Raw genomic sequence first — 18,228 nt, forward strand, 5'->3', positions numbered from 1 at the left:
GTGTGGGCCGCCTTAGTGGTGGAACCAGCGGCGGCAGCGCCGCGCGTTGAGGGTGAGGAGGGCGATGAGGGAGACGAAGCTCAGCGCGATGGCGAGGAACCAGTTGACGCCCTTGACGCCGCACCAGATGAGGCCTGCGATGCTGGCCAGCTCGATGAGGAGGAGCAGGATCCAGAGCCAGCGCCACTGGTAGCGCATGAGGAAGGTGAGGAGGAGGAGCACGACGGCGCCGATGGCCAGGCCCGCCGCGACGCGGTAGACGCGGTCGTCGACGAGTTGGGGGATCCAGGTCTGGAACTTGTTCCAGCGTTGGGCCGCGGCGAGGGCTCCGCCCAGTAGGAGGGCGATGAGCACCTGTATCCAGAGGGTGCGCCGGGCTGCCTTGGCCGAAGGCGGCATCGGATTGAGCTGTTTGGCCACGAATGCTCCTCGAAAAGGTGTTCTGGTGCGGTCAGCAGGTTAGCCGGTGCCGACCTGGGAAGCGTATGGGACCCGGGTCACGAATCGGACTCGAGGCGGCTGCCGGTGCGTCCCGCGACCAGTGCGGCCAGGATCGCGTCGATCGCGAACGCGGTGGCGTGGGGGAGGTCCACATTGATGTCGTCCAGCAGCCACTGGACCTGGAGACCGTCCATGACGCCGATGATCGCCGAGGCGGCCGTGTCGAGGGCGGCGGAGGACGGCATCGCGTCGGGCTCGCAGATCTGGGACAGGGAGCGGGCGATCATGGCGCGCAGTTCGGTGAACCGGTCGCGGAAGTAGTCCTGGGCCGGGTGGTTGTCGGTGACCGAGTCGGCCGACAGCACCGCGTAGGTCTGGACGATGCCCGGGCGGGTGGAGTTGAGGCGGGCGGTGTCGACCAGGTGCTTGAACAGGTCCATGCCCTCGGGCGGGTGTTTGCCCTCCAGGTCCTGGACGTCGGCTTCGTCGCGGTAGTCGAGGACCGCCAGCAGCAGCTGGTTCTTGGATCCGAAGTGGTGCAGGATGCCCGCGTGGGTCATGCCGACCTGTTCGGCGATCTCGGTCAGTGAGCCGCTCTTGTAGCCCCGGTTGCCGAATATCTCGGTGGCCGCGCGCAGGATGTCCTCGCGGCGTTTGGCGGTGCGCCGTTGCCGGAGGCTCTTGTTGTCATCGCTCGTGGGACTGGTGTGGGCGTGCGGCATGGACTCACTTTACGGGTCGAGAGTTGGTCAGGATTTTATCGCCGCTCGTCACGACCCCAATCTGGCCGACAATGTGTCGGGAATCAGGGGTGGATCGGCGTCGTGATGGAAGCAGGCGACGCGGCGCAGCGGTTCGTCGGGGCCGAAGGCGGTGGCCGACAGTGCCGGACGGTCGGTGCCGCAGCGGTCGAAGGCGAGCTGGCAGCGGGGCTGGAACGCGCAGCCGGACGGGAGTGCCTGCAGGTCCGGGGGAGAACCCGGTATCCCGCCCAGCAGGCGTTTGGGGCCGTGCAGCGGCGGGAAGGAGTGCAGCAGGCCGCTGGTGTACGGGTGGCGCGGCGCGTGGTAGACCTCGGCGGCGGTGGCGTCCTCAATGATCTGTCCCGCGTACATGATCGCGATCCGGTCGGCGATCTCGATCAAAAGGGACACGTCGTGGGTGATGAAGATGACCGCGAAACCCAGCCGGGTCTTCAGCTCGGTGATCTGTTCCAGGATCTGCCGCTGCACCACCACGTCCAGGGCGGTGGTGGGTTCGTCCATGATGATGACGCGGGGTTCCAGCGCCAGCGCCATCGCGATCATGACGCGTTGCCGCATGCCGCCGGACAGTTCGTGCGGGTAGGCCCGCAGCCGGTCGGCGGAGATGCCGACGTGGTCCAGCAGCTCCACGGCTCGGTCGCGCGCGGCGGCGCGGCCGGTCTTGGGACGGTGCGCGGCGATGACGTCGGTGAGCTGCTTTCCGATGCGGTACACCGGGTTGAGCGAGTTCATGGCGCCCTGGAAGACGATGGCGATCTCCTCCCAGCGCACCGCCCGCAGTTCGTCGTCGCTGGCCCCCAGCAGGTCGAGCGTGCCGCCGTCGGCGGTGGAGAACAGCACCCGGCCGCCGGTGATCAGGCCCGGTGGCGGCAGCAGCCGGGTGGCCGCGTACGCCAGTGTGGACTTGCCGCAGCCGGACTCGCCCGCCAGCCCCAGCACCTCGCCGGAGTGGAGGGTCAGGCTGACCTCGCGCAGCGCGTGGACGGCCCGGGAGTCGTAGCCGTAGTCGACGCTGAGTTTGTCGATGCGCAGCACCGGGGTGGCCTCGTTCATCGTTTCTCCTGCCTCAGTACCGGGGTGAAACCGACCCTGGCGCGGATACGTTTGGCGCGCAACAGTTTGGCGTCCCGGCCGGTGGTGCGCAGCCGGGGGTTGACGAATTCGTCGATACCGAAGTTGATGAGGGTCAGGGCGGTGCCGACGCCCGCGATGCACAGGCCGGCGGGTACGAACCACCACCAGGCGCCCTGGGCGAGCGCTTGGTTGCTCTGCGCCCAGAACAGGATCGTGCCCCAGTTCCATTCCGAGATGCTGGTGACGCCGATGAAGGCCAGCGCGATCTCGGACAGGATCGCGAAGATCACGGTGCCGACGAAACCGGCGGCGATGACGGCGGTCAGGTTCGGCAGGATCTCGAAGATCACCAGCCGCCACATGGATTCGCCGTTGGCGCGGGCGGCCTCGACGAAGTCGCGGCGCCGCAGCGACAGCGTCTGGGCGCGCAGCACCCGCGAACCCCAGGCCCAGCCGGTCAGCGAGATCACCACCGCGACGGTGATGCCGCCCGCCTCGGGCAGCAGCCCGGCCACGATGATGATCAGCGGCAGCGCCGGGATCACCAGGAAGATGTTGGCCACCAGGGAGAGGATCTCGTCGCCGACGCCGCCCAGGAACCCGGCGGTGACGCCGACGATCACCGACAGCACCGTGGCCGCCAGCCCCGCCAGCAGTCCCACGAGCAGGACGCCCCGGGTGCCGACCAGCAGCTGCGAGGCGATGTCCTGTCCGGTGTTGGTGGTGCCCAGCCAGTGCTGCGCCGACGGCGGTTGCAGTACGTCCGGTGAGGTCTTGGACGGGTCGTAGGGCGCGATCCATTCGCCGACGATCGCCATCACGACGAAGAAGCCGAGGATGCCCAGCCCGATGAGGGTCTTGCGGTTGCGGAAGAACAGCAACCGGTTGGCGGCCCGCCGTTCGGCGTCGCCGGGGGCGGTGACGGTGGGGGTGGTCATGGGGCTAGCCCTCCCTTCGGGTGCGGGGATCCAGGAACGCGTAGATCAGGTCGGCCAGCATGTTGGCCACCAGCACCGACATGGTGATGATGAGGAACACGCCCTGCATGAGCGGGTAGTCCTTGGCGTCGACGGCCTTGAACAGGATGTAACCGATGCCCGGATACGAGAACACCATCTCGGTCAGCAGCGTGCCCGACACGATGAACCCCAGTGACAGCGCGAAACCCGAAACGTTGGGCAGCACGGCGTTGCGGGCGGCGTAGCCGAACATGACGGTGCGTTCCTTGAGGCCCTTGGCGTGCGCGACCGTCACGAAATCCTCACTGGACACCGTCACCATCATATTGCGCATGCTCAGGATCCAGCCCGCGACCGAGGAGATCACGATCGTCAGGCCCGGAAGGACACTGTGGGTGATCAGCGAGCCGATGAACTCGCCCGAGAAGGACGGCACCAGCGCGGTGTCCCAGCCGCCGGAGGCCGGGAACAGCTGCCAGGCCTCGGCGAACACGGCGATGGCGATCAGCCCGATCCAGAAGTACGGGATCGCCGAGAAGAAGTTCGTCACCGGCAGCAGCGTGTCGGCCCAGCTGCCGCGCCGCCAGCCCGCGATCACACCGGCCAGCGTGCCGAGCGCGAAACTGATCACCGTGGACACGCCGACCAGCCCCAGCGTCCACGGCAGCGACTGCGCGACGATCTCCGACACCGGGGTGGGGAAGAACGTGAACGACAGCCCGAAGTCGCCGGTGAAGATGTTGCCCCAGTACTCCAGGTACTGCTGCCACAGGCTGGTCTGCTCGTCCAGTCCGAACAGGACGTACAGCGAGCGGGTGGCCTCGCTGGTGAGCTGACCCTGGTACCGGTTCAGCAGCGACTGCACCGGATCGCCGGGCAGCATCCGGGGGATGAAGAAGTTCAGGGTGATGGCCGCCCACGCCGTCAGCAGGTAGAACCCGGCCCGTCTGAGCAGGAACCTCACGACGTGCCCCCTTCGTCGGCGTACAGCCAGCACGCGGCCTCGTGCCCGTCCCTCACCGGGAAGAACCCCGGCGTCTCGGTGCGGCAGCGGTCCATCGCCTGTGGACACCGGGGATGGAACCGGCAGCCCGTCGGCGGCGAGATCAGGCTCGGCGGCTCACCGCGCGCGGGCGGGGCCTCGCCGCCGCCCAGCGCGTCCGGGTCGGGGGCCGAGGCGATCAGCAGCTTGGTGTACGGGTGGGCCGGGCGCTGCGTCACGTCCTCGCTGTCGCCGCGCTCGACCACCCGTCCGGCGTACATCACCACGGTCTGCTCCGCGAAGTAGCGCGCCGAGGCGATGTCGTGGGTGATGTACAGGATCGCCAGGTCCAGGTCGTCCTTCAACTCCGCCAACAGGTTCAGCACGCCCAGGCGGATCGACACGTCCAGCATCGACACCGGCTCGTCGGCCAGCAGCACCTCGGGGTTGGCGCCCAGCGCTCGGGCGATGGCGATGCGCTGCCGCTGCCCGCCCGACAGCTCGTGCGGGAACTTGTCGAGGAACCGCTCCGGCGGATTCAGGTGCACCTTCTCCAGCAGCCCGCACAGGCGTTGGTGCAGTTCCTGACCGCTCAGCCCCGGATGGTGGATGCGCAGGCTGCGCCGCAGCACATACCCGACGGTGTGCACCGGGTTGAGGGACGCGAACGGGTCCTGGAAGATCAGCTGTACCCGACGGCAGTAGGCCCGGAACCTGCGGCCGAACTTCACCGCCACCGGCTCGCCGTGCAGCAGCACCCGCCCGGAGGTGGCCGGATACAGCTGCGCCAGCAGCCTGGCCACAGTGGATTTACCGGAGCCGGATTCGCCGACCAGCGCGACGACCCGGCCCCGGCGCAGTTGCAAGTCCACCGCGTCGACGGCGTGCACCGCCTTGCGGCGCCGACCGGCGTGCCGGACGGGAAAGTGCTTGGTCAGGCCGTCGGCGGCCAGTACCGGATCGGACCCGTCCGGCTCCGTGGTGGATGGCGGCATCATGCAACTCCTGTTGACGAAACGGAACTAGGCGGGTTTGAGCCGGGTGAGGATCAGCGAGGAGGACGGCTGAGTCGGCTGCGACATCGAGTACGGGTTGTCGTCATCGGGCCAACCGACCCAGTGCTTTGTGGAGAACACGGCGCCGATGGGCCCGGCGACCAGCGGAATGACCGGCACCTCCTCGACCATGATGTCCTGCAAGGTCTCCAGAGCCTTCTTGCGGGTGTCCTCGTCGTCGGTGTCGGCATAGGTCGACAGCGCCTCGGTGGCTTCATCGCTCTTGAACCGGCCGAAGTTCCACGAGGCCTTCTCGCCGATCTCCTTGTAGTGCGCGCCGTCCATGATGTTGGAGAACAGGTCCCAGGGCGTGGAGCCGGTGTTCGTCCAGTGCAGACTGGCGTCGAAGTCGCCGGTGAACAGTTTCTCGTTCCAGTCGTCGACGGTCACGCTGTCGACCTCGGCCTTGATGCCGATGGTCGACAGGTTGTCGGCGATGATCTGCAGGCTCGCCAGGTAGTCCGACCAGCCGGTCGGGTCGATGAGCTTCATCGTGACGGCCTTGCCGTCGGGCGTCTCGAGCTTGCCGCCCTTGAGCGTGTACCCGGCATCCTCCAGGATCTTCTTCGCCTTCTTGACGTCCACCTTGTGCTTGACGTTCTTGTACTTGTCGGCGATGTAGTCGTCGCCGACCGGGCTGGGAATGCCGGTGGGGCTCTCGACCAGCGGGTACAGTCCGGACTCGCCCTGCTTGTGCACGGCCTCCCGGTCGACGACCAGGTTCATGGCCTTGCGCAGTTCCGGGTCGTCGAAGGGCTTGCGGGCGTTGTTGATGAACAGGACGTGGATGCCCAGGCCCGAGGGGAACCACAGTCGGTGGTTCTCGGGGTCCTTCTTGATGAACACCTTCTTGTAGTCCGGCATGAACACATAGGACCACTGGCATTCGCCGTTGCCCAGCGCGGTGGTCTGGGCGCTGTTGTCGTTGTAGGAGACGTAACGCATCTCCTTGACCTTGGGCTTGTCGCCCCAGTAGTCGTCCCTGACCTTGAGCGTCACCGCCTGCGAGGTCCACGAGGACAGCGTGAACGGGCCGCTGCCCACCGGCTTCTTCACGGTGTCCTTGGTCGGGTCCTTGACCTTGGACCACACGTGTTCGGGGACGATCGGGGTGAAGCCGATGATGCGGGTCTGGTTGACGTACTGGGGCGACTTGAAGGTCAGCTCCACGATCCGCCCCGTCGCGGTGGCCTTCTTGTAGGGGATCGCGTCGAGGTTGAGGGCCTCGGTGTCCTTGACGAGGTTGTACGTGAACGCGACGTCGTCTGCCGTCAGGTCCTTGCCGTCCGACCACTTGACACCGTCGCGGATGGTCAGTTTGACCGACTGGAAGTCCTTGGACCACTCCCACTTCTCCGCCAGCCACGGCAGCGGCTCGTTGGTCGGTTCCAGCAGGTTCACCTGCGCCAGCGGCTCGTACAGCACCCACCGGTAACCCAGCGAGTTGGACGCCGAGGTGGGGCTGAACGGGTTGTTGTTCTCGGTGAGCGGGCCGTTCGGCATGCCGACGGTCAGCACCGATCCGGAGGCCGTGCCGCCACCGCAACCGGTGCCCATCAGGGCCGTCGCCGCGGCACCGCCCAACAGGGCGAAGGTGGAGCGTCTTTTCATCGGGTTTCTCCTAGTGAGGGACTAATAGGTCATAGGTGCAGGTCCAGGGTGAGCCGCGTGTCTTGGATGGAACGTCCTATGTGAAGCCGATAGCCGCCCGACGGGATCCGCCAGTCCCCGGCGGCGGTGTCCCAGATCTCGAAGGCCCGGCGCGCGATCGTCACCGGCACGCTGGTCTCCGAGCCCGCGTCGACGTCGGCGACGGCGAAACCGGCCAGCCAGCGCGCCGGTCGCTCGGGCCCGTCGGCCTCGGCGCTCAGATACACCTGCACCACTTCGCGACCCGCGCGCGGACCGGTGTTGGTGATCGTCACGGTGACCTCGGCGCCACCGTCGGCGGTCTCGGCGACTGCCGCCGCGCGGTAGTCCCAGTCGGTCCAGCCCAGCCCGTGCCCGAAGGCCGCCGCCGGGGTGATCCCGTCGCGCGCGTAGGCGCGGTACCCGATGTGGATTCCCTCGGCGTAGTCGACGATGCCGTCGCTGGGGATCGCGTGCGGCACCGGGACGTCGGCGGGCGAGGCCGGAAGCGTCCACGGCAGCCGCCCGGACGGTTCGACGCGACCGAACAGGACGTCGGCGAGCGCGTCGCCGCATTCCTGACCCGGGAACCAGTTCCACAGCACACAGTTGACTTCGGACAGCCACGGCAGCAGCACCGGAGAGCCCGCGTTGACGACCACGACCGTGTTGGGGTTGGCCTCGGCGACCCGGCGCACCAGTTCGTCCTGCCGTCCCGGCAGTTCGAGGTGCGGCCGGTCCCAGCCCTCGGACTCCACCTGGTCGTTGGTGCCCACCACGACCACGGCGAGGTCGGCGGCCCGCGCCGCGGCCACCGCCTCGGCGATCTCCTCGTCCACAGTGGGTCCCGGACGCTGGTGGCGCAACGCGGCCCGCACGAACCGGCCCCAGCCGTAGGCGTCGACGATCTGAAGCTCCGCCTCGATCTCGACCAGCCGTGGCCGCTCGATGTCCACCGGGTGGTCGACGCTGGGCGGCGCGTTGACGCTGGAGTCCAGGATCACCGCTTCGCTGGCGGCCTCCACCCCGGAGGCGACCAGGCGCCCGTCGATGCGGATGCGATGCACCCCAACGGTTCCCACACCCAGCCAGTGCCGGCCCGGTTCCGAGAGCCGCACCCGGGTGCGCAGCCGCGCGCTGGCGGCGGCCTCGGGCACGACGTGACGCACCCAGCCGTTGAAGTCGACCCGCCGCAGCGTCTCCACGACCGTGCCGTTCTCGTCCAGGAACTCCACCGCGATACCGGGTTCGACCAGGTCGGGCTGGACGGTCAGGTCCAGATCGAGTTCGGGCAGGTGCGGCCGGGCGTAACCGCCACGGTGCACCGACAGTGTCGCCGAGGTGCCCAGCGCCGAACGCATCCCCTGCTCCGGCGTGACGATGTGGTCGGGCCGCACGTAGCAGCTGCCGCCGCCCTGCAGGAACGCGTCGACGGCGTTGGGACCGATGAGCGCCACCGAGTCCAGCTCGGCGATGGCGCGCGGCAGCACCCGCTCGTCGTCCTTGAGCACCACGATGGACCGGGCCGCCAGCTCGCGCAGCGCGGGGGTGGCGTCGAGCCGCGGCACCTCGGGCGGCCGGGGCGCGGAGTTGACGGCACCGCGCCGGTGCGCCAGCCGCAGGATCCGCCGCACCTTGTCGTCGATGACGTCCTCGCCGACCTCGCCGCGCTGCACCGCCTTCAGCAGTGCGTCCTCCCACGGTCCGCCCGGACCGGGCATCACCAGGTCCAGTCCCGCGTTGGCGGACTCCGACGTCGAGGTCGCCGCGGTCCAGTCACTGACCACCACACCGTCGAAACCCCACTCCCGCTTGAGCAGGCCGGTCAGCAGGTTGTGGTGTTCGGTGGCACTGTTGGACTCCACCCCGTCGTCGACGCCGTTGTAGGCGGCCATGACCGTCCACACTCCCGCGTCGCGCACCACCGCCTCGAACGGCGCCAGGTACACCTCCCGCAGCGTGCGCTCGTCCACCCGGGCGACGTACTCGGTGCGGGCGGTCTCGGAGTCGTTGGCCACGAAGTGTTTGACGCAACCGCCGATGCCGTGCTCCTGCATCGAGGCCACCAAAGTCGCCGCGATCCGGGCGGTCAACAGCGGATCCTCGGAGAAACACTCGAAGTGGCGCCCGCCCACGGGGGTGCGCTGCAGGTTCACCACCGGCCCCAGCACCACGTCGACGCCGTGCCGCTCGCCCTCGGAGGCGAACACGACGCCGAGCCGCTCGGCCATCCCCACGTCCCAGGTCGCCGCCAGTGCCGTGGGGGACGGGAACGAGGCGCCGGTCTCGGCCTCGGAGTCGGTCACACCGCGCACGCCCGCCGGTCCGTCCGAGACCACCAGCTGCCGCAGACCTATGGCCTCAGCCGCATGCAGACGCCACGAAGACGCACCGGTCAGTAGTCTGACCTTGTCCGCGAGCGACAAAACCGCCAGCTGGGTGGTGATGAGCGTTTCACGATCGAGATCATTCATGAGTATTCCTCTTAGGTGGAGTGAAAGTCTCATGACGGGCGGGTGCCCGACACGGTAGCACTGTGACTGACAGGTCAGTAAGAGTCATAGATCACAATATTGTTACGGACCTTTCTCGTTGAAGTGGTGGACCCAAACGCGCCATAAGGGACAGATGTGCCGGTCACCTGTCCCTTATGGCGCGTGCTCTCAGGCCTCGACGCGCACGTAGTCGACGACCATGCTCTGCGGGAACTGAGTGTCGTCACCGGGAGGACCGGGCCACGCCCCGCCCACGGCGACATTGAGGATGAGGAAGAACGGCTGGTCGAACGGCCACGCGTTGCCACCGGCGTCGGCCGGGGTCTTGCGCTGGTACTCCTTGCCGTCGACCGACCAGGCGATGTACTCCGGCGTCCAGTCCACCGCGAAGGTGTGGAAGTCGTCGGCGAAGGCCTGACCGTCGGGCAGCGAGAAGGACCCGGTGATCGGGTTGCCGCCCGAATAGCCCGGACCGTGCAGACTGCCGTGCACGGTGGACGGTTCCGAACCGATGTTCTCCAGGATGTCGATCTCGCCGCAGTCGGGCCACGGCGTCGAACCGAAGTTGGAGCCCAGCATCCAGAACGCGGGCCACATGCCGGTACCCCGGGGCACCTTGATCCGCGCCTCGAAGTGTCCGTACTTCTGCGTGAACGTCTTGGCGGTGTTGAGCCGGGCCGAGGTGTACTCGCACCGGCCGTAGTGGCACTGGTAGTCGGCCGGGTTCTCCTTGCGGGCGGTGATGACCAGGTTGCCCTCGCCGTCCAGCGCCGCGTTGTCGGTGGAGTCGGTGTAGTACTGCAACTCGCCGTTGCCACCGCCGTCGCCGTTGACCTCGTGGGTCCACTTCGACGCGTCGGGGGCGGTACCGGCGGCGCCCTCGAACTCGTCGGACCAGGCCAGTTTCGGTTCGCGGTCCTCGGACGGGGATTCGGCGGAGGCGGTCGCGGTGACCGCCAGACTCGCTGCGGCAGCGGCGGCGATGACACCGGCCAGCACGCCGCGGGTCAGACGTCTCATGATGCTGTCCTCCTATCCGGCCCGCACGGTCCAGCGACGGGGGTTGCCGTCGTGGGCCGCGCCGGACTGGTCGGGATGGCCGTCGCCCTGCACGTCGTCGTACGGGAACGCGTAGCCGATGGGGGAGTTGGCGTGCACGATGCGCGCCCAGTGGTTGGTGATGTCTCCCTTGTAGAAGTCCTCCGGCTGCGGCTCGCTCGGCTGCTCCGGGAAGTCCAATATGGTCGACCGGTTGAACGCCGCGGCGAGCCGTGCCAGGATGCCCTTTTTGGCGTCGGGGTCGTCCGGGTTGTTGGCGAACGGCCCGGAGTTGCAGGTGAAGATGTCGGTCGCGACCGGCTTGGAGAAGGTGTGACCGTCGTTGAAGGTCAGCGTGTCACCCTGGACCCGGCCGGTGAAGACACCGCCGCCGCCCTGGATGTCGACCTTGAGGTCCTCGCCGGCGTACTTCTCCCACACCTGGTTCACGTAGGAGTCCCAGTAGCCGGAGAAGGCGTCCTCGCCGAGGCCCTGCGGCGCGATGCAGCGCAGCACGCCGCCGTCACCGGCCAGCACCAGCTTGTCCCAGGGCTGTCCGTCCGCCGAGGCCTGCGCCTTGAGGTCCTCGGCGATCTTCTCGACCGCTCCCTCCGGGAGCGGGTCCACCGTCGTGCTCGTGTCGCCTTCGAGGGTGAGCCCGATCGGCAGCGCGGTCACGAGGTCGACGTAGCTGATGTTGGAGTAGAGCTGCTGGTCGTTGAAGGTGAACTCGCAGAACGACCAGATCTTGGGGAAGTTGGCGTCGGACTCGTTGGCGAAGGACGGCTCCACCAGCGCCGGGCCGGGGTTGACGAAGAACTCGAGGGTGTCCTCGCGGACGAAGTACACGCGGGCGCCGTACATGCGCGGCAGCGTGATCGTCGTGGACGACTCGACCGGAATCGAGCAGTCCTCCGGGAGCGGCGTGTTGGGACCGCCGGGTTCCTCCAGGAGGTACTTGGAACTGTCGGCCTTGACCAGCATCCACTTGTCGGTGCCGAATTCATGGCCGGTGATATAGGCGTTGAGTTTGCCGCCACCGGTGTTCTCCAGGACGAGCTCGCAGGTCTCGGGTGCCTTGACCTCCTTCGCCGAGGCGGTGAAGGCGCCCGACCACCACGGCGACGTCGCCGCGGCGATGCCGGTGGCGCCGGTCACGGTCAGGAGTGAACGACGGGAAAGCATTGAAGCCTCCAGATAGTTCGATTTATTTGGGGGACTCGTCGCGGTGAGGCGATGAGGTTTCGGTCACGTTAACATCCTTACTTACATGTAAGTAAGTCCTTCGTACCTTAAATTTTCACTGTCGGACACGCCGTCCGGCATAGGTTCGACACAGATACGAAGGGGGGAACCGACATGCCCGTCATCGGAGTGCTGGCCCTGCAAGGCGACGTCCCCGAACACCTGGCCGCGCTGGAACGCCAGCACGTCAAGGCGGTGCCGGTGCGCCGCGTCGAGGAACTCGACGCCGTCGACGCCCTGGTCATCCCCGGCGGTGAGTCCACCGCCATCAGCAAACTGCTGGTCGCCTTCGACCTCCTCGAACCGATCCGCGAACGCCTCACCCGCGGCATGCCCGCGCTGGGCTCGTGCGCGGGCATGATCATGCTGGCCAGCCGGGTGCTCGACGGCCGCGACGACCAGCAGAGCCTGGGCGCCCTCGACATCACCGTGCGCCGCAACGCCTTCGGCCGCCAGGTCGACTCCTTCGAGACCGACGTGGTCCTCGACGGCATCGACGGCGGCCCGTTTCGCACCGTCTTCATCCGGGCGCCGTGGGTCGAGGACACCGGCGACGACGTCGAGGTGATCGGTCGCGTGAGCGGAGGAGCGGCGGACGGTAAGATCGTCGCGGTGCGCGCCGGAACCGTCATGGCCACCGCGTTCCACCCGGAAGTGACGGGAGACGATCGCATCCACAGTGCCTTTGTCGACCTTGTCCGTGCCGCCACCGCCACCGCAGCCGAGAAGCAGAAAGAGGACCGATGAGCGGCCACTCCAAATGGGCGACCACCAAGCACAAGAAGGCCGCCATTGACGCCAAGCGCGGCAAACTGTTCGCCAAGCTCATCAAGAACGTCGAGGTAGCGGCCCGCACCGGCGGCGGTGACCCGGACGGCAACCCGACGCTGTACGACGCCATCCAGAAGGCGAAGAAGAACTCGGTCCCCAACGACAACATCGACCGCGCCGTCAAACGCGGATCGGGCGCCGACGGCGGCGGAGTCGACTACCAGACCATCATGTACGAGGGCTACGCGCCCGGCGGCGTCGCGGTGCTCATCGAGTGCCTCACCGACAACCGCAACCGGGCCGCCGCCGAAGTCCGCACCGCCCTGACCCGCAACGGCGGCCAGCTCGCCGACCCCGGCAGCGTCGCCTACAACTTCAACCGCAAGGGCGTCGTCATCGTCCCCAAGACCGACGGCCTCACCGAGGACGACGTCCTGATGGCGGTCCTGGACGCGGGAGCCGAAGAGGTCAACGACCTCGGCGAGTCCTTTGAGGTCATCAGCGAGGCCACCGACCTGGTCGCGGTCCGCACCGCCCTGGTGGAAGCCGGGAACGACTACGAGTCCGCCGAGGCCAGCTTCGTCCCCAGCGTCACCGTCCCGCTGGAGGAGGACGGCGCCCGCAAGATCCTCAAGGTCATCGAGGCGCTGGAGGACTCGGACGACGTCCAGAACGTCTGGGCGAACTTCGACGTCTCCGACGAGGTCATGGAGAAACTGGACGCCTGAGCCCGGGCAGTCGTCCCTGGGTCAAGGCCAGAAAGGCGCCGGTGAGCAGTACGCATGCCCCGGCCGCTTGCAGCCAGCCGAGGGACTCGCCGAGGATCAGCGTGGCGCACAGCGTGTTGACGACCGGGACACTGAACATCATCAGGGAGGCCCTGGCCGGGCCGACAGCCGCGACTCCCCGGTAATAGAGGAGGTTGGCCACCGCCGCGCCGCCGATCGCCAGGTAGCCGACGTTGGCCCACACAAGCGACGGCAGTGCGGTCCAGTCCACTGTGGCCATGTCGGGGACCGCCAGGGCGCCCAGCATGACGGCACCGGCACAGGTGGCGTACGTGGTCGCGCGCAGTGGCGCGATTCCGGCCATCACGCGGGGTCCGGCGAGGGTGTACGCGGCCCAGCACACCGCGCTGAGCAGGAACAGCGCGTCCCCCGGCAACCGTTGTGGGCCAGCCGACGTGGCTCCACCGGCGCCGAGGAAGAAGATCACCGCGCCGACGAGTCCGAGACTGAGGCCCACGACCCGGGCACGGTTCGCCTTTTCCCGTCCGGACACCAGCAGGAACGCGGTGGTGAGCACCGGGCTCAGGACGGGGATCAGGATTCCCGCGTCGAGGGACGGCGCTAGCGACAGTCCCCAGAAGAAGAAGGCGTTGTACGCGAAGACACCGAGCACACCCGCGGCCGCTCCCAGCCACAGCTTGCGAGCCGGGACCGGCGTCTGACGTCGGTCGTACAACCGGACGACCACCAGCAGGGCGAGGGCGCCACCGCCGAACCGCAGGAAGGCGCCCACCGTGTGCGGGACGGCGTCCACCACGACCTTGGAGCTCGAGAACGCGCCGCCCCACAGCATCATGGTCGTCATCAGCAGCAGGTACGGATTCGCGGCCGTTGTGTCGGTTCGCATGGATCAGACTGTGCCCAGCGCGGGCGGCCGCTGGCTTGAACGCTGGTGCGCGAGCAAGAATGGGCCGATGTCGACCGGGAAGAACAGCGTGCGGTACTGGCGGGACGGTGTCCGTCCGCTGGAGGCCATGCAGGCGAACTTCCACGATCACGTGTACTGCCCGCACAGCCACGACGCCTACTCCTTCGGCATCACCGACGCCGGGGCGCAGCGGTTTCGCTGTCGGGGCGCCCAGCACGTCAGCGCGGCCGGGATGGTGATGTCCTTCAATCCCGACGAGGCGCATGACGGTCGAGCGGCCGCGGAGCTGGGCTACCACTACCGCATCGTGCACATCGGTCAGTCGGTGGTCCGGGACATCCTCGCCGACGCCTCGGACGGCCGGTCACCGGCGCTGCCACTGTTCGCCAGCCCGGTGCTGACCGACCGCACCCTCACCGAAGCGTTGGGGCGCCTGCACTCCGCACTGCTGGGATCGGCCAGCGACCTCGTCCGGGAAGAGCTTCTGACCACGGCCGTGCTGACGATGGCCGAGCACGGCGCGACCCGCGCCCCCCGCCTGCGCACCCTCGCGGGGACCCAGCAGCGCGCAGCCGCCCGACGGGCCCGGGCCGTCCTGGACGAGGCACCGCTCGAGCCCGTGTCAGCGCGGCAACTGGCCGAGGCCGCCGGTTACAGCCGATTCGCCGTCTACCGGGCCTTCCGGGCTGAGTACGGCATGGCCCCGAGCGACTACCAGCGCCTCGTGCGCCTGCGGCGAGCCAGGCGTCTGCTGACCGACGGCGTACCACCGGGACGCGCCGCGGCGTCGTCGGGCTTCGCCGACCAAGCGCACTTCAACCGCTGGTTCAAGCGCGCCTACGGCCTCACCCCGGCCATCTACCAACGTTCGGCGGGGCACCGGAACCATTCCTGACGCGATCCGCACCGCGACGTGGCCCTCAAGTTTTCCGCAAGCCCGCCACAAGGGTCGGTCCGCACAATGACTTCACACCGAGAGGGTGAGGAGGGGCCAGGTGAAGCAGCGGATGGGAACCACTGATTCCCACCGCATCCTGGCGGGCACCGGGATGACCACCGAGTCGCTGTCGACCGAAGTGCTGCGGTCGCCGCGGATCGATGTCCGCGAGCGGCTCGGCGCGGATCCTGCCGCCGCCGTCATCACGGTGCCCGCCGCCTGAGTCCTTCCTTGCCAAACCCTCCTGAATTCATTTAGTGTTGAATTCAGGAGGGTTTGGCCATGGAATCGACCACCTGTTGCATCGCCGGCGGCGGGCCCGCCGGAATGGTTCTGGGGCTGCTGCTGGCTCGGGCGGGCGTCGAGGTCACCGTTCTGGAGAAGCACGCCGACTTCCTGCGGGACTTCCGCGGCGACACCGTCCACCCCACGACCCTGGAACTGCTGGACGACCTCGGGCTCGGGGAGCGGTTCGCGGCGATCCCGCACAGCCGCCTCACCGAGGTCGTCGTGCCGGTGGCGGGAAGCCTCCAGCGCATCGGCAACCTGAGACACTTGCCGGGCAGGTACCAGTACATCGCCATGGTTCCACAGTGGGATCTGTTGAACCTGTTGGCCGAGGCGGGCGCGGAGGAACCCACCTTCACCCTGCGCCTGAACACCGAGGCCACCGACCTGCTCCGGGAGGGCGGGCGGGTCACCGGGGTGCGGTACCGCACCCGCGACGGGGACGAGGGCTCGATCGCCGCCTCGCTCACCATCGCCTGCGACGGACGTCATTCGGCGTTGCGGGCCGCGGCCGGACTGCCCAAAAGCGAATGGCCGGTTCCCTTCGACGTGTGGTGGTTCAGGATTCCCCGCAAACCCGACGAACCCGCCGCCCTGGTCCCCGTCATCGGCGAACGACACCCGTTCCTGCTCATCAACCGGGGCGAGTACTGGCAGGTGGCCGCGATCATCCCCAAGGGCGCCGATTCTCGGCTGCGCCGGGAACCGGTGTCGCGGTTGCTGACGCCCGTGGCCGCGGTGGTGCCGTGGCTGGCCGACCGTGTCGACTCGGTGCGGTCCTGGGACGAGGTGAAGCTGCTCGACGTCCGCCTGGACCGGTTGCGGCGCTGGCACCTCGACGGCCTGTTGTGCCTGGGAGACGCCGCGCACGCCATGTCGCCGGTCGGGGGAGTCGGCATCAACCTCGCCGTGCAGGACGCGGTCGCCGCCGCACGGCTGCTGGCCGCGTCGCTGCGACGCGGGATGGTCCGGCCCGCGGACCTGGCCAGGGTGCGGCGGCGGCGCCTGCCCGCCACCGTCCTGGTCCAGACCATGCAGCGCTTCCTGCACGAGAAGGCCCTGGGACCGGCACTGGCGGGCAGGTTCGACGTCGCCGGCGCGGGCAGGCTGCCGCTGCCGATGCGCCTGGTGCGCGGGTTCCCCTGGCTGCAACGGATTCCGGCTTACCTGGTCGCCCGGGGTTTCCGGCCCGAGCGGGCCCCGGCGTTCGCCAGGCGGGCCGGACCCGCATCAGGTTCATAGGACGTCACGCTGGCCGCACTGTCGTCTAACATCGTTTGCTGTCGAAAGCCCGCCCAAAGACAAGGTGTCACAGTGTCCGAAAAGTCATACGACGGTCACCGCATGCAGTCGCGGGTGGGCGTCACCCTCGACCCCGAGCACGTGGCGGTCATCGTTCGCAATATGCGGATCATCGGCGCTTGCGCCGGTGCCGTACTCATCGTGGTTTCGGTGGTCCTGCCATCGATGAACGGCGGTTTCGAGTGGACGAGCTACAACCAGACCCGCAGCGGGAACGGGACCGGATTGTCCTACGAGGGCCTGGGTGTCGTGTTCGGGCTCGTCTTCATGGTCGGCCCGCTCGGCACGGGATACGCGTTCAAGGCGGCGGCGGGCAACCTGCTGTACCTCAACGGCACCCGGCTGACGGTGGTGAAGCCGGGCGGCCGCGAAGCCAAGGAGTTCGACCTCACCCGTACTCGGGCACAGGTGCGACTGGACAAGGTGTCGGGTTCGAGGCCGGGCAGCGCCAAGGTGCGCGAGGAGGTCGGAACCCACCGGCCGGTGCTGGTGCTGTTCGCCGACTCGGACGGCCGCGAAACGATCATCGAACTGGCCAACCAGCGCACCCGGAACATGCGTTACAGCCAGGAGACCCGGATGCTCGAAGCCGCCATGCGGTCGGCCACCGATCCCGCGATTCAGCACGCGGCGGGTCAACTGCGTACGGTGGCACGCTGGAAGAAGCTGCCGGTGGTCCACGACGCCGCGCCGGACGCGATTCCGGCGAGTCCGGTGGAGGATCCGATCCAGGTGCCGCGGACCCCGGTCAGGATCGGCGTCGCGGCACCCGAGATCGAGATCGTGGCAGCGAACTGAACCCGGTCAGCTCCGCGCGTCCAGCTTGGGGATCGCGACGCAGTTCTCGTGGTCCGTGAATATCGCGTCGTTCTCGCGGGGGGCGCAGAACACGGTGTCGTCGGCGATCTCGGTGGAGTCGGGGAGCTCGAAGCCGATGACGCCGATGAGCGTCTGGCCGGGTTCCAACGGGACACCGCCGCCGTCCCCGTTGTGCCAGTCGTGTTCCCGCCACTGGTCGTCGGCCACCTTCTCGAGTTGGCCGGTGACCGAGGCGTTACCGAGGCAGATACCGTTCTCCGGCTGCTGGTTCCCGTTCAGGGCCTTCTCGCAGTCCTGTGCGCTGGCTCCGCTGCGCAGCCCCAGGGTCAAGGCGTGGAACTTGGCGTCGTCCAGGCCGCGGTCGTCCAACTCGGTGTTCACCGCGACGTAGACGGCGAGGATGTGGTTGCCCGCCTGCGCCGTCGAATCGGCCAGTTCGGTCTGCCACGCCGCGTCCACGACCTTCGTCCGCAAGCCCATCGGCGCCGCCAGGTCGACGGCCACGATCTCCTCGCCGGGAAAGTCGGCGAACTCGGTGTACTTGGGACCGGCGGAGGACGAGGACGACTCCGAGGCAGACTTCCCGCCGGAGGAGTCGCCATCACCGCCACCGGAGCACGCCGCCAACGCCAGCAGCGAACCCAGGGCGAGCACGGACAAAGAACGAACAGACATGAGGAATCCTTAGGATCGGCCGGACGGTCCCCGGCACCGCTGCCGGAGATTGTGCCGCGTACCGGCTTCAAACCGGCTTCATCGCCGGAATCGGGGCG

17 protein-coding genes and 1 pseudogene are annotated in these 18,228 nt (G+C 68.1%); 6 read left to right on the plus strand and 12 right to left on the minus strand.

Annotated features, from left to right (window positions below; translation table 11 throughout):
- Window positions 1–12 precede the first annotated feature (12 nt).
- The 10 genes and pseudogenes from SNAS_RS12890 to SNAS_RS12935 form a co-directional block, all read right to left on the minus strand.
- On the minus strand, window positions 13–420 hold the full coding sequence (locus SNAS_RS12890) for a hypothetical protein (RefSeq protein ID WP_013017867.1): 408 nt from the start codon (window positions 418–420) through the stop codon (window positions 13–15).
- Window positions 421–497: 77 nt separating this feature from the next.
- Window positions 498–1,163 carry a TetR/AcrR family transcriptional regulator gene (locus SNAS_RS12895; RefSeq protein WP_013017868.1) on the minus strand — a complete coding sequence of 222 codons (666 nt, stop codon included), beginning with the start codon at window positions 1,161–1,163 and terminating at the stop codon, window positions 498–500.
- A gap of 48 nt (window positions 1,164–1,211) precedes the next feature.
- Window positions 1,212–2,258 carry an ABC transporter ATP-binding protein gene (locus tag SNAS_RS12900; RefSeq protein WP_013017869.1) on the minus strand — a complete coding sequence of 349 codons (1,047 nt, stop codon included), beginning with the start codon at window positions 2,256–2,258 and terminating at the stop codon, window positions 1,212–1,214.
- On the minus strand, window positions 2,255–3,217 hold the full coding sequence (locus tag SNAS_RS12905) for an ABC transporter permease (protein ID WP_013017870.1): 963 nt from the start codon (window positions 3,215–3,217) through the stop codon (window positions 2,255–2,257). Before SNAS_RS12905 ends, SNAS_RS12900 begins: the two co-directional genes overlap by 4 nt.
- 4 nt (window positions 3,218–3,221) lie before the next feature.
- Window positions 3,222–4,202 carry an ABC transporter permease gene (locus SNAS_RS12910; RefSeq protein ID WP_013017871.1) on the minus strand — a complete coding sequence of 327 codons (981 nt, stop codon included), beginning with the start codon at window positions 4,200–4,202 and terminating at the stop codon, window positions 3,222–3,224.
- Complete coding sequence (locus tag SNAS_RS12915) at window positions 4,199–5,215, minus strand: ABC transporter ATP-binding protein (protein WP_013017872.1); 1,017 nt, start codon at window positions 5,213–5,215, stop codon at window positions 4,199–4,201. Before SNAS_RS12915 ends, SNAS_RS12910 begins: the two co-directional genes overlap by 4 nt.
- 27 nt (window positions 5,216–5,242) lie before the next feature.
- Entirely contained in the window at window positions 5,243–6,886 is a 1,644-nt protein-coding gene (locus SNAS_RS12920; RefSeq protein WP_013017873.1) for an ABC transporter substrate-binding protein, read from the minus strand.
- A 29-nt stretch (window positions 6,887–6,915) separates the two neighbouring features.
- Window positions 6,916–9,378: a beta-glucosidase gene (locus SNAS_RS12925; RefSeq protein ID WP_013017874.1), complete on the minus strand. Its 2,463-nt coding sequence runs from the start codon at window positions 9,376–9,378 to the stop codon at window positions 6,916–6,918.
- Between the two features lie 192 nt (window positions 9,379–9,570).
- Window positions 9,571–10,419, minus strand: a pseudogene (locus SNAS_RS12930) (glycoside hydrolase family 16 protein); the annotation flags it as partial.
- A 12-nt stretch (window positions 10,420–10,431) separates the two neighbouring features.
- The gene (locus SNAS_RS12935) at window positions 10,432–11,622 is read right to left on the minus strand and encodes a glycoside hydrolase family 64 protein (protein WP_013017876.1); all 1,191 of its coding nucleotides are present in this window, start codon (window positions 11,620–11,622) and stop codon (window positions 10,432–10,434) included.
- A 174-nt stretch (window positions 11,623–11,796) separates the two neighbouring features.
- On the opposite strand from SNAS_RS12935, the gene pdxT reads away from it, so the two are divergent.
- Window positions 11,797–12,429, plus strand: coding sequence for a pyridoxal 5'-phosphate synthase glutaminase subunit PdxT (pdxT, locus tag SNAS_RS12940; protein WP_013017877.1), 633 nt, complete (start codon window positions 11,797–11,799; stop codon window positions 12,427–12,429).
- Window positions 12,426–13,181 (plus strand): YebC/PmpR family DNA-binding transcriptional regulator, encoded by a 756-nt coding sequence (locus SNAS_RS12945; RefSeq protein ID WP_013017878.1) that lies wholly within the window; start codon window positions 12,426–12,428, stop codon window positions 13,179–13,181. The genes pdxT and SNAS_RS12945 overlap by 4 nt, the downstream gene beginning before the upstream one ends.
- Here SNAS_RS12945 and SNAS_RS12950 read toward each other — a convergent pair.
- Entirely contained in the window at window positions 13,159–14,088 is a 930-nt protein-coding gene (locus SNAS_RS12950) for a DMT family transporter (protein WP_013017879.1), read from the minus strand. The two genes, SNAS_RS12945 and SNAS_RS12950, sit on opposite strands and share 23 nt — an antisense overlap.
- Before the next feature lie 67 nt (window positions 14,089–14,155).
- On the opposite strand from SNAS_RS12950, the gene SNAS_RS12955 reads away from it, so the two are divergent.
- The 4 genes from SNAS_RS12955 to SNAS_RS12965 all read left to right on the plus strand — a co-directional run bounded on the left by SNAS_RS12955 (window position 14,156) and on the right by SNAS_RS12965 (window position 17,434).
- Entirely contained in the window at window positions 14,156–15,004 is an 849-nt protein-coding gene (locus SNAS_RS12955; RefSeq protein WP_013017880.1) for an AraC family transcriptional regulator, read from the plus strand.
- A gap of 100 nt (window positions 15,005–15,104) precedes the next feature.
- Window positions 15,105–15,269: a hypothetical protein gene (locus SNAS_RS35730; RefSeq protein WP_169313879.1), complete on the plus strand. Its 165-nt coding sequence runs from the start codon at window positions 15,105–15,107 to the stop codon at window positions 15,267–15,269.
- 59 nt (window positions 15,270–15,328) lie between these two features.
- Window positions 15,329–16,576, plus strand: a complete 1,248-nt coding sequence (locus tag SNAS_RS12960; RefSeq protein WP_013017881.1) for an FAD-dependent oxidoreductase — start codon at window positions 15,329–15,331, stop codon at window positions 16,574–16,576.
- Between the two features lie 72 nt (window positions 16,577–16,648).
- Window positions 16,649–17,434 (plus strand): hypothetical protein, encoded by a 786-nt coding sequence (locus SNAS_RS12965; protein WP_013017882.1) that lies wholly within the window; start codon window positions 16,649–16,651, stop codon window positions 17,432–17,434.
- Between the two features lie 6 nt (window positions 17,435–17,440).
- Here SNAS_RS12965 and SNAS_RS12970 read toward each other — a convergent pair whose 3' ends face one another.
- Window positions 17,441–18,130 (minus strand): hypothetical protein, encoded by a 690-nt coding sequence (locus SNAS_RS12970; protein ID WP_013017883.1) that lies wholly within the window; start codon window positions 18,128–18,130, stop codon window positions 17,441–17,443.
- Window positions 18,131–18,228 lie beyond the last annotated feature (98 nt).

Source organism: Stackebrandtia nassauensis DSM 44728, assembly GCF_000024545.1.
GTDB lineage: Bacteria > Actinomycetota > Actinomycetes > Mycobacteriales > Micromonosporaceae > Stackebrandtia > Stackebrandtia nassauensis.

Excerpts from the sequence above, each read along its gene's own strand:
- SNAS_RS12950 (WP_013017879.1), bottom strand. The coding sequence starts at position 14,088 with ATGCGAACCGACACAACGGCCGCGAATCCGTACCTGCTGCTGATGACG.
- SNAS_RS12925 (WP_013017874.1), bottom strand. The coding sequence starts at position 9,378 with ATGAATGATCTCGATCGTGAAACGCTCATCACCACCCAGCTGGCGGTT.
- SNAS_RS12900 (WP_013017869.1), bottom strand. The coding sequence starts at position 2,258 with ATGAACGAGGCCACCCCGGTGCTGCGCATCGACAAACTCAGCGTCGAC.
- SNAS_RS12915 (WP_013017872.1), bottom strand. The coding sequence starts at position 5,215 with ATGCCGCCATCCACCACGGAGCCGGACGGGTCCGATCCGGTACTGGCC.
- pdxT (WP_013017877.1), top strand. The coding sequence starts at position 11,797 with ATGCCCGTCATCGGAGTGCTGGCCCTGCAAGGCGACGTCCCCGAACAC.
- SNAS_RS12945 (WP_013017878.1), top strand. The coding sequence starts at position 12,426 with ATGAGCGGCCACTCCAAATGGGCGACCACCAAGCACAAGAAGGCCGCC.
- SNAS_RS12895 (WP_013017868.1), bottom strand. The coding sequence starts at position 1,163 with ATGCCGCACGCCCACACCAGTCCCACGAGCGATGACAACAAGAGCCTC.
- SNAS_RS12955 (WP_013017880.1), top strand. The coding sequence starts at position 14,156 with ATGTCGACCGGGAAGAACAGCGTGCGGTACTGGCGGGACGGTGTCCGT.
- SNAS_RS12920 (WP_013017873.1), bottom strand. The coding sequence starts at position 6,886 with ATGAAAAGACGCTCCACCTTCGCCCTGTTGGGCGGTGCCGCGGCGACG.
- SNAS_RS12970 (WP_013017883.1), bottom strand. The coding sequence starts at position 18,130 with ATGTCTGTTCGTTCTTTGTCCGTGCTCGCCCTGGGTTCGCTGCTGGCG.
- SNAS_RS12960 (WP_013017881.1), top strand. The coding sequence starts at position 15,329 with ATGGAATCGACCACCTGTTGCATCGCCGGCGGCGGGCCCGCCGGAATG.
- SNAS_RS12905 (WP_013017870.1), bottom strand. The coding sequence starts at position 3,217 with ATGACCACCCCCACCGTCACCGCCCCCGGCGACGCCGAACGGCGGGCC.
- SNAS_RS12935 (WP_013017876.1), bottom strand. The coding sequence starts at position 11,622 with ATGCTTTCCCGTCGTTCACTCCTGACCGTGACCGGCGCCACCGGCATC.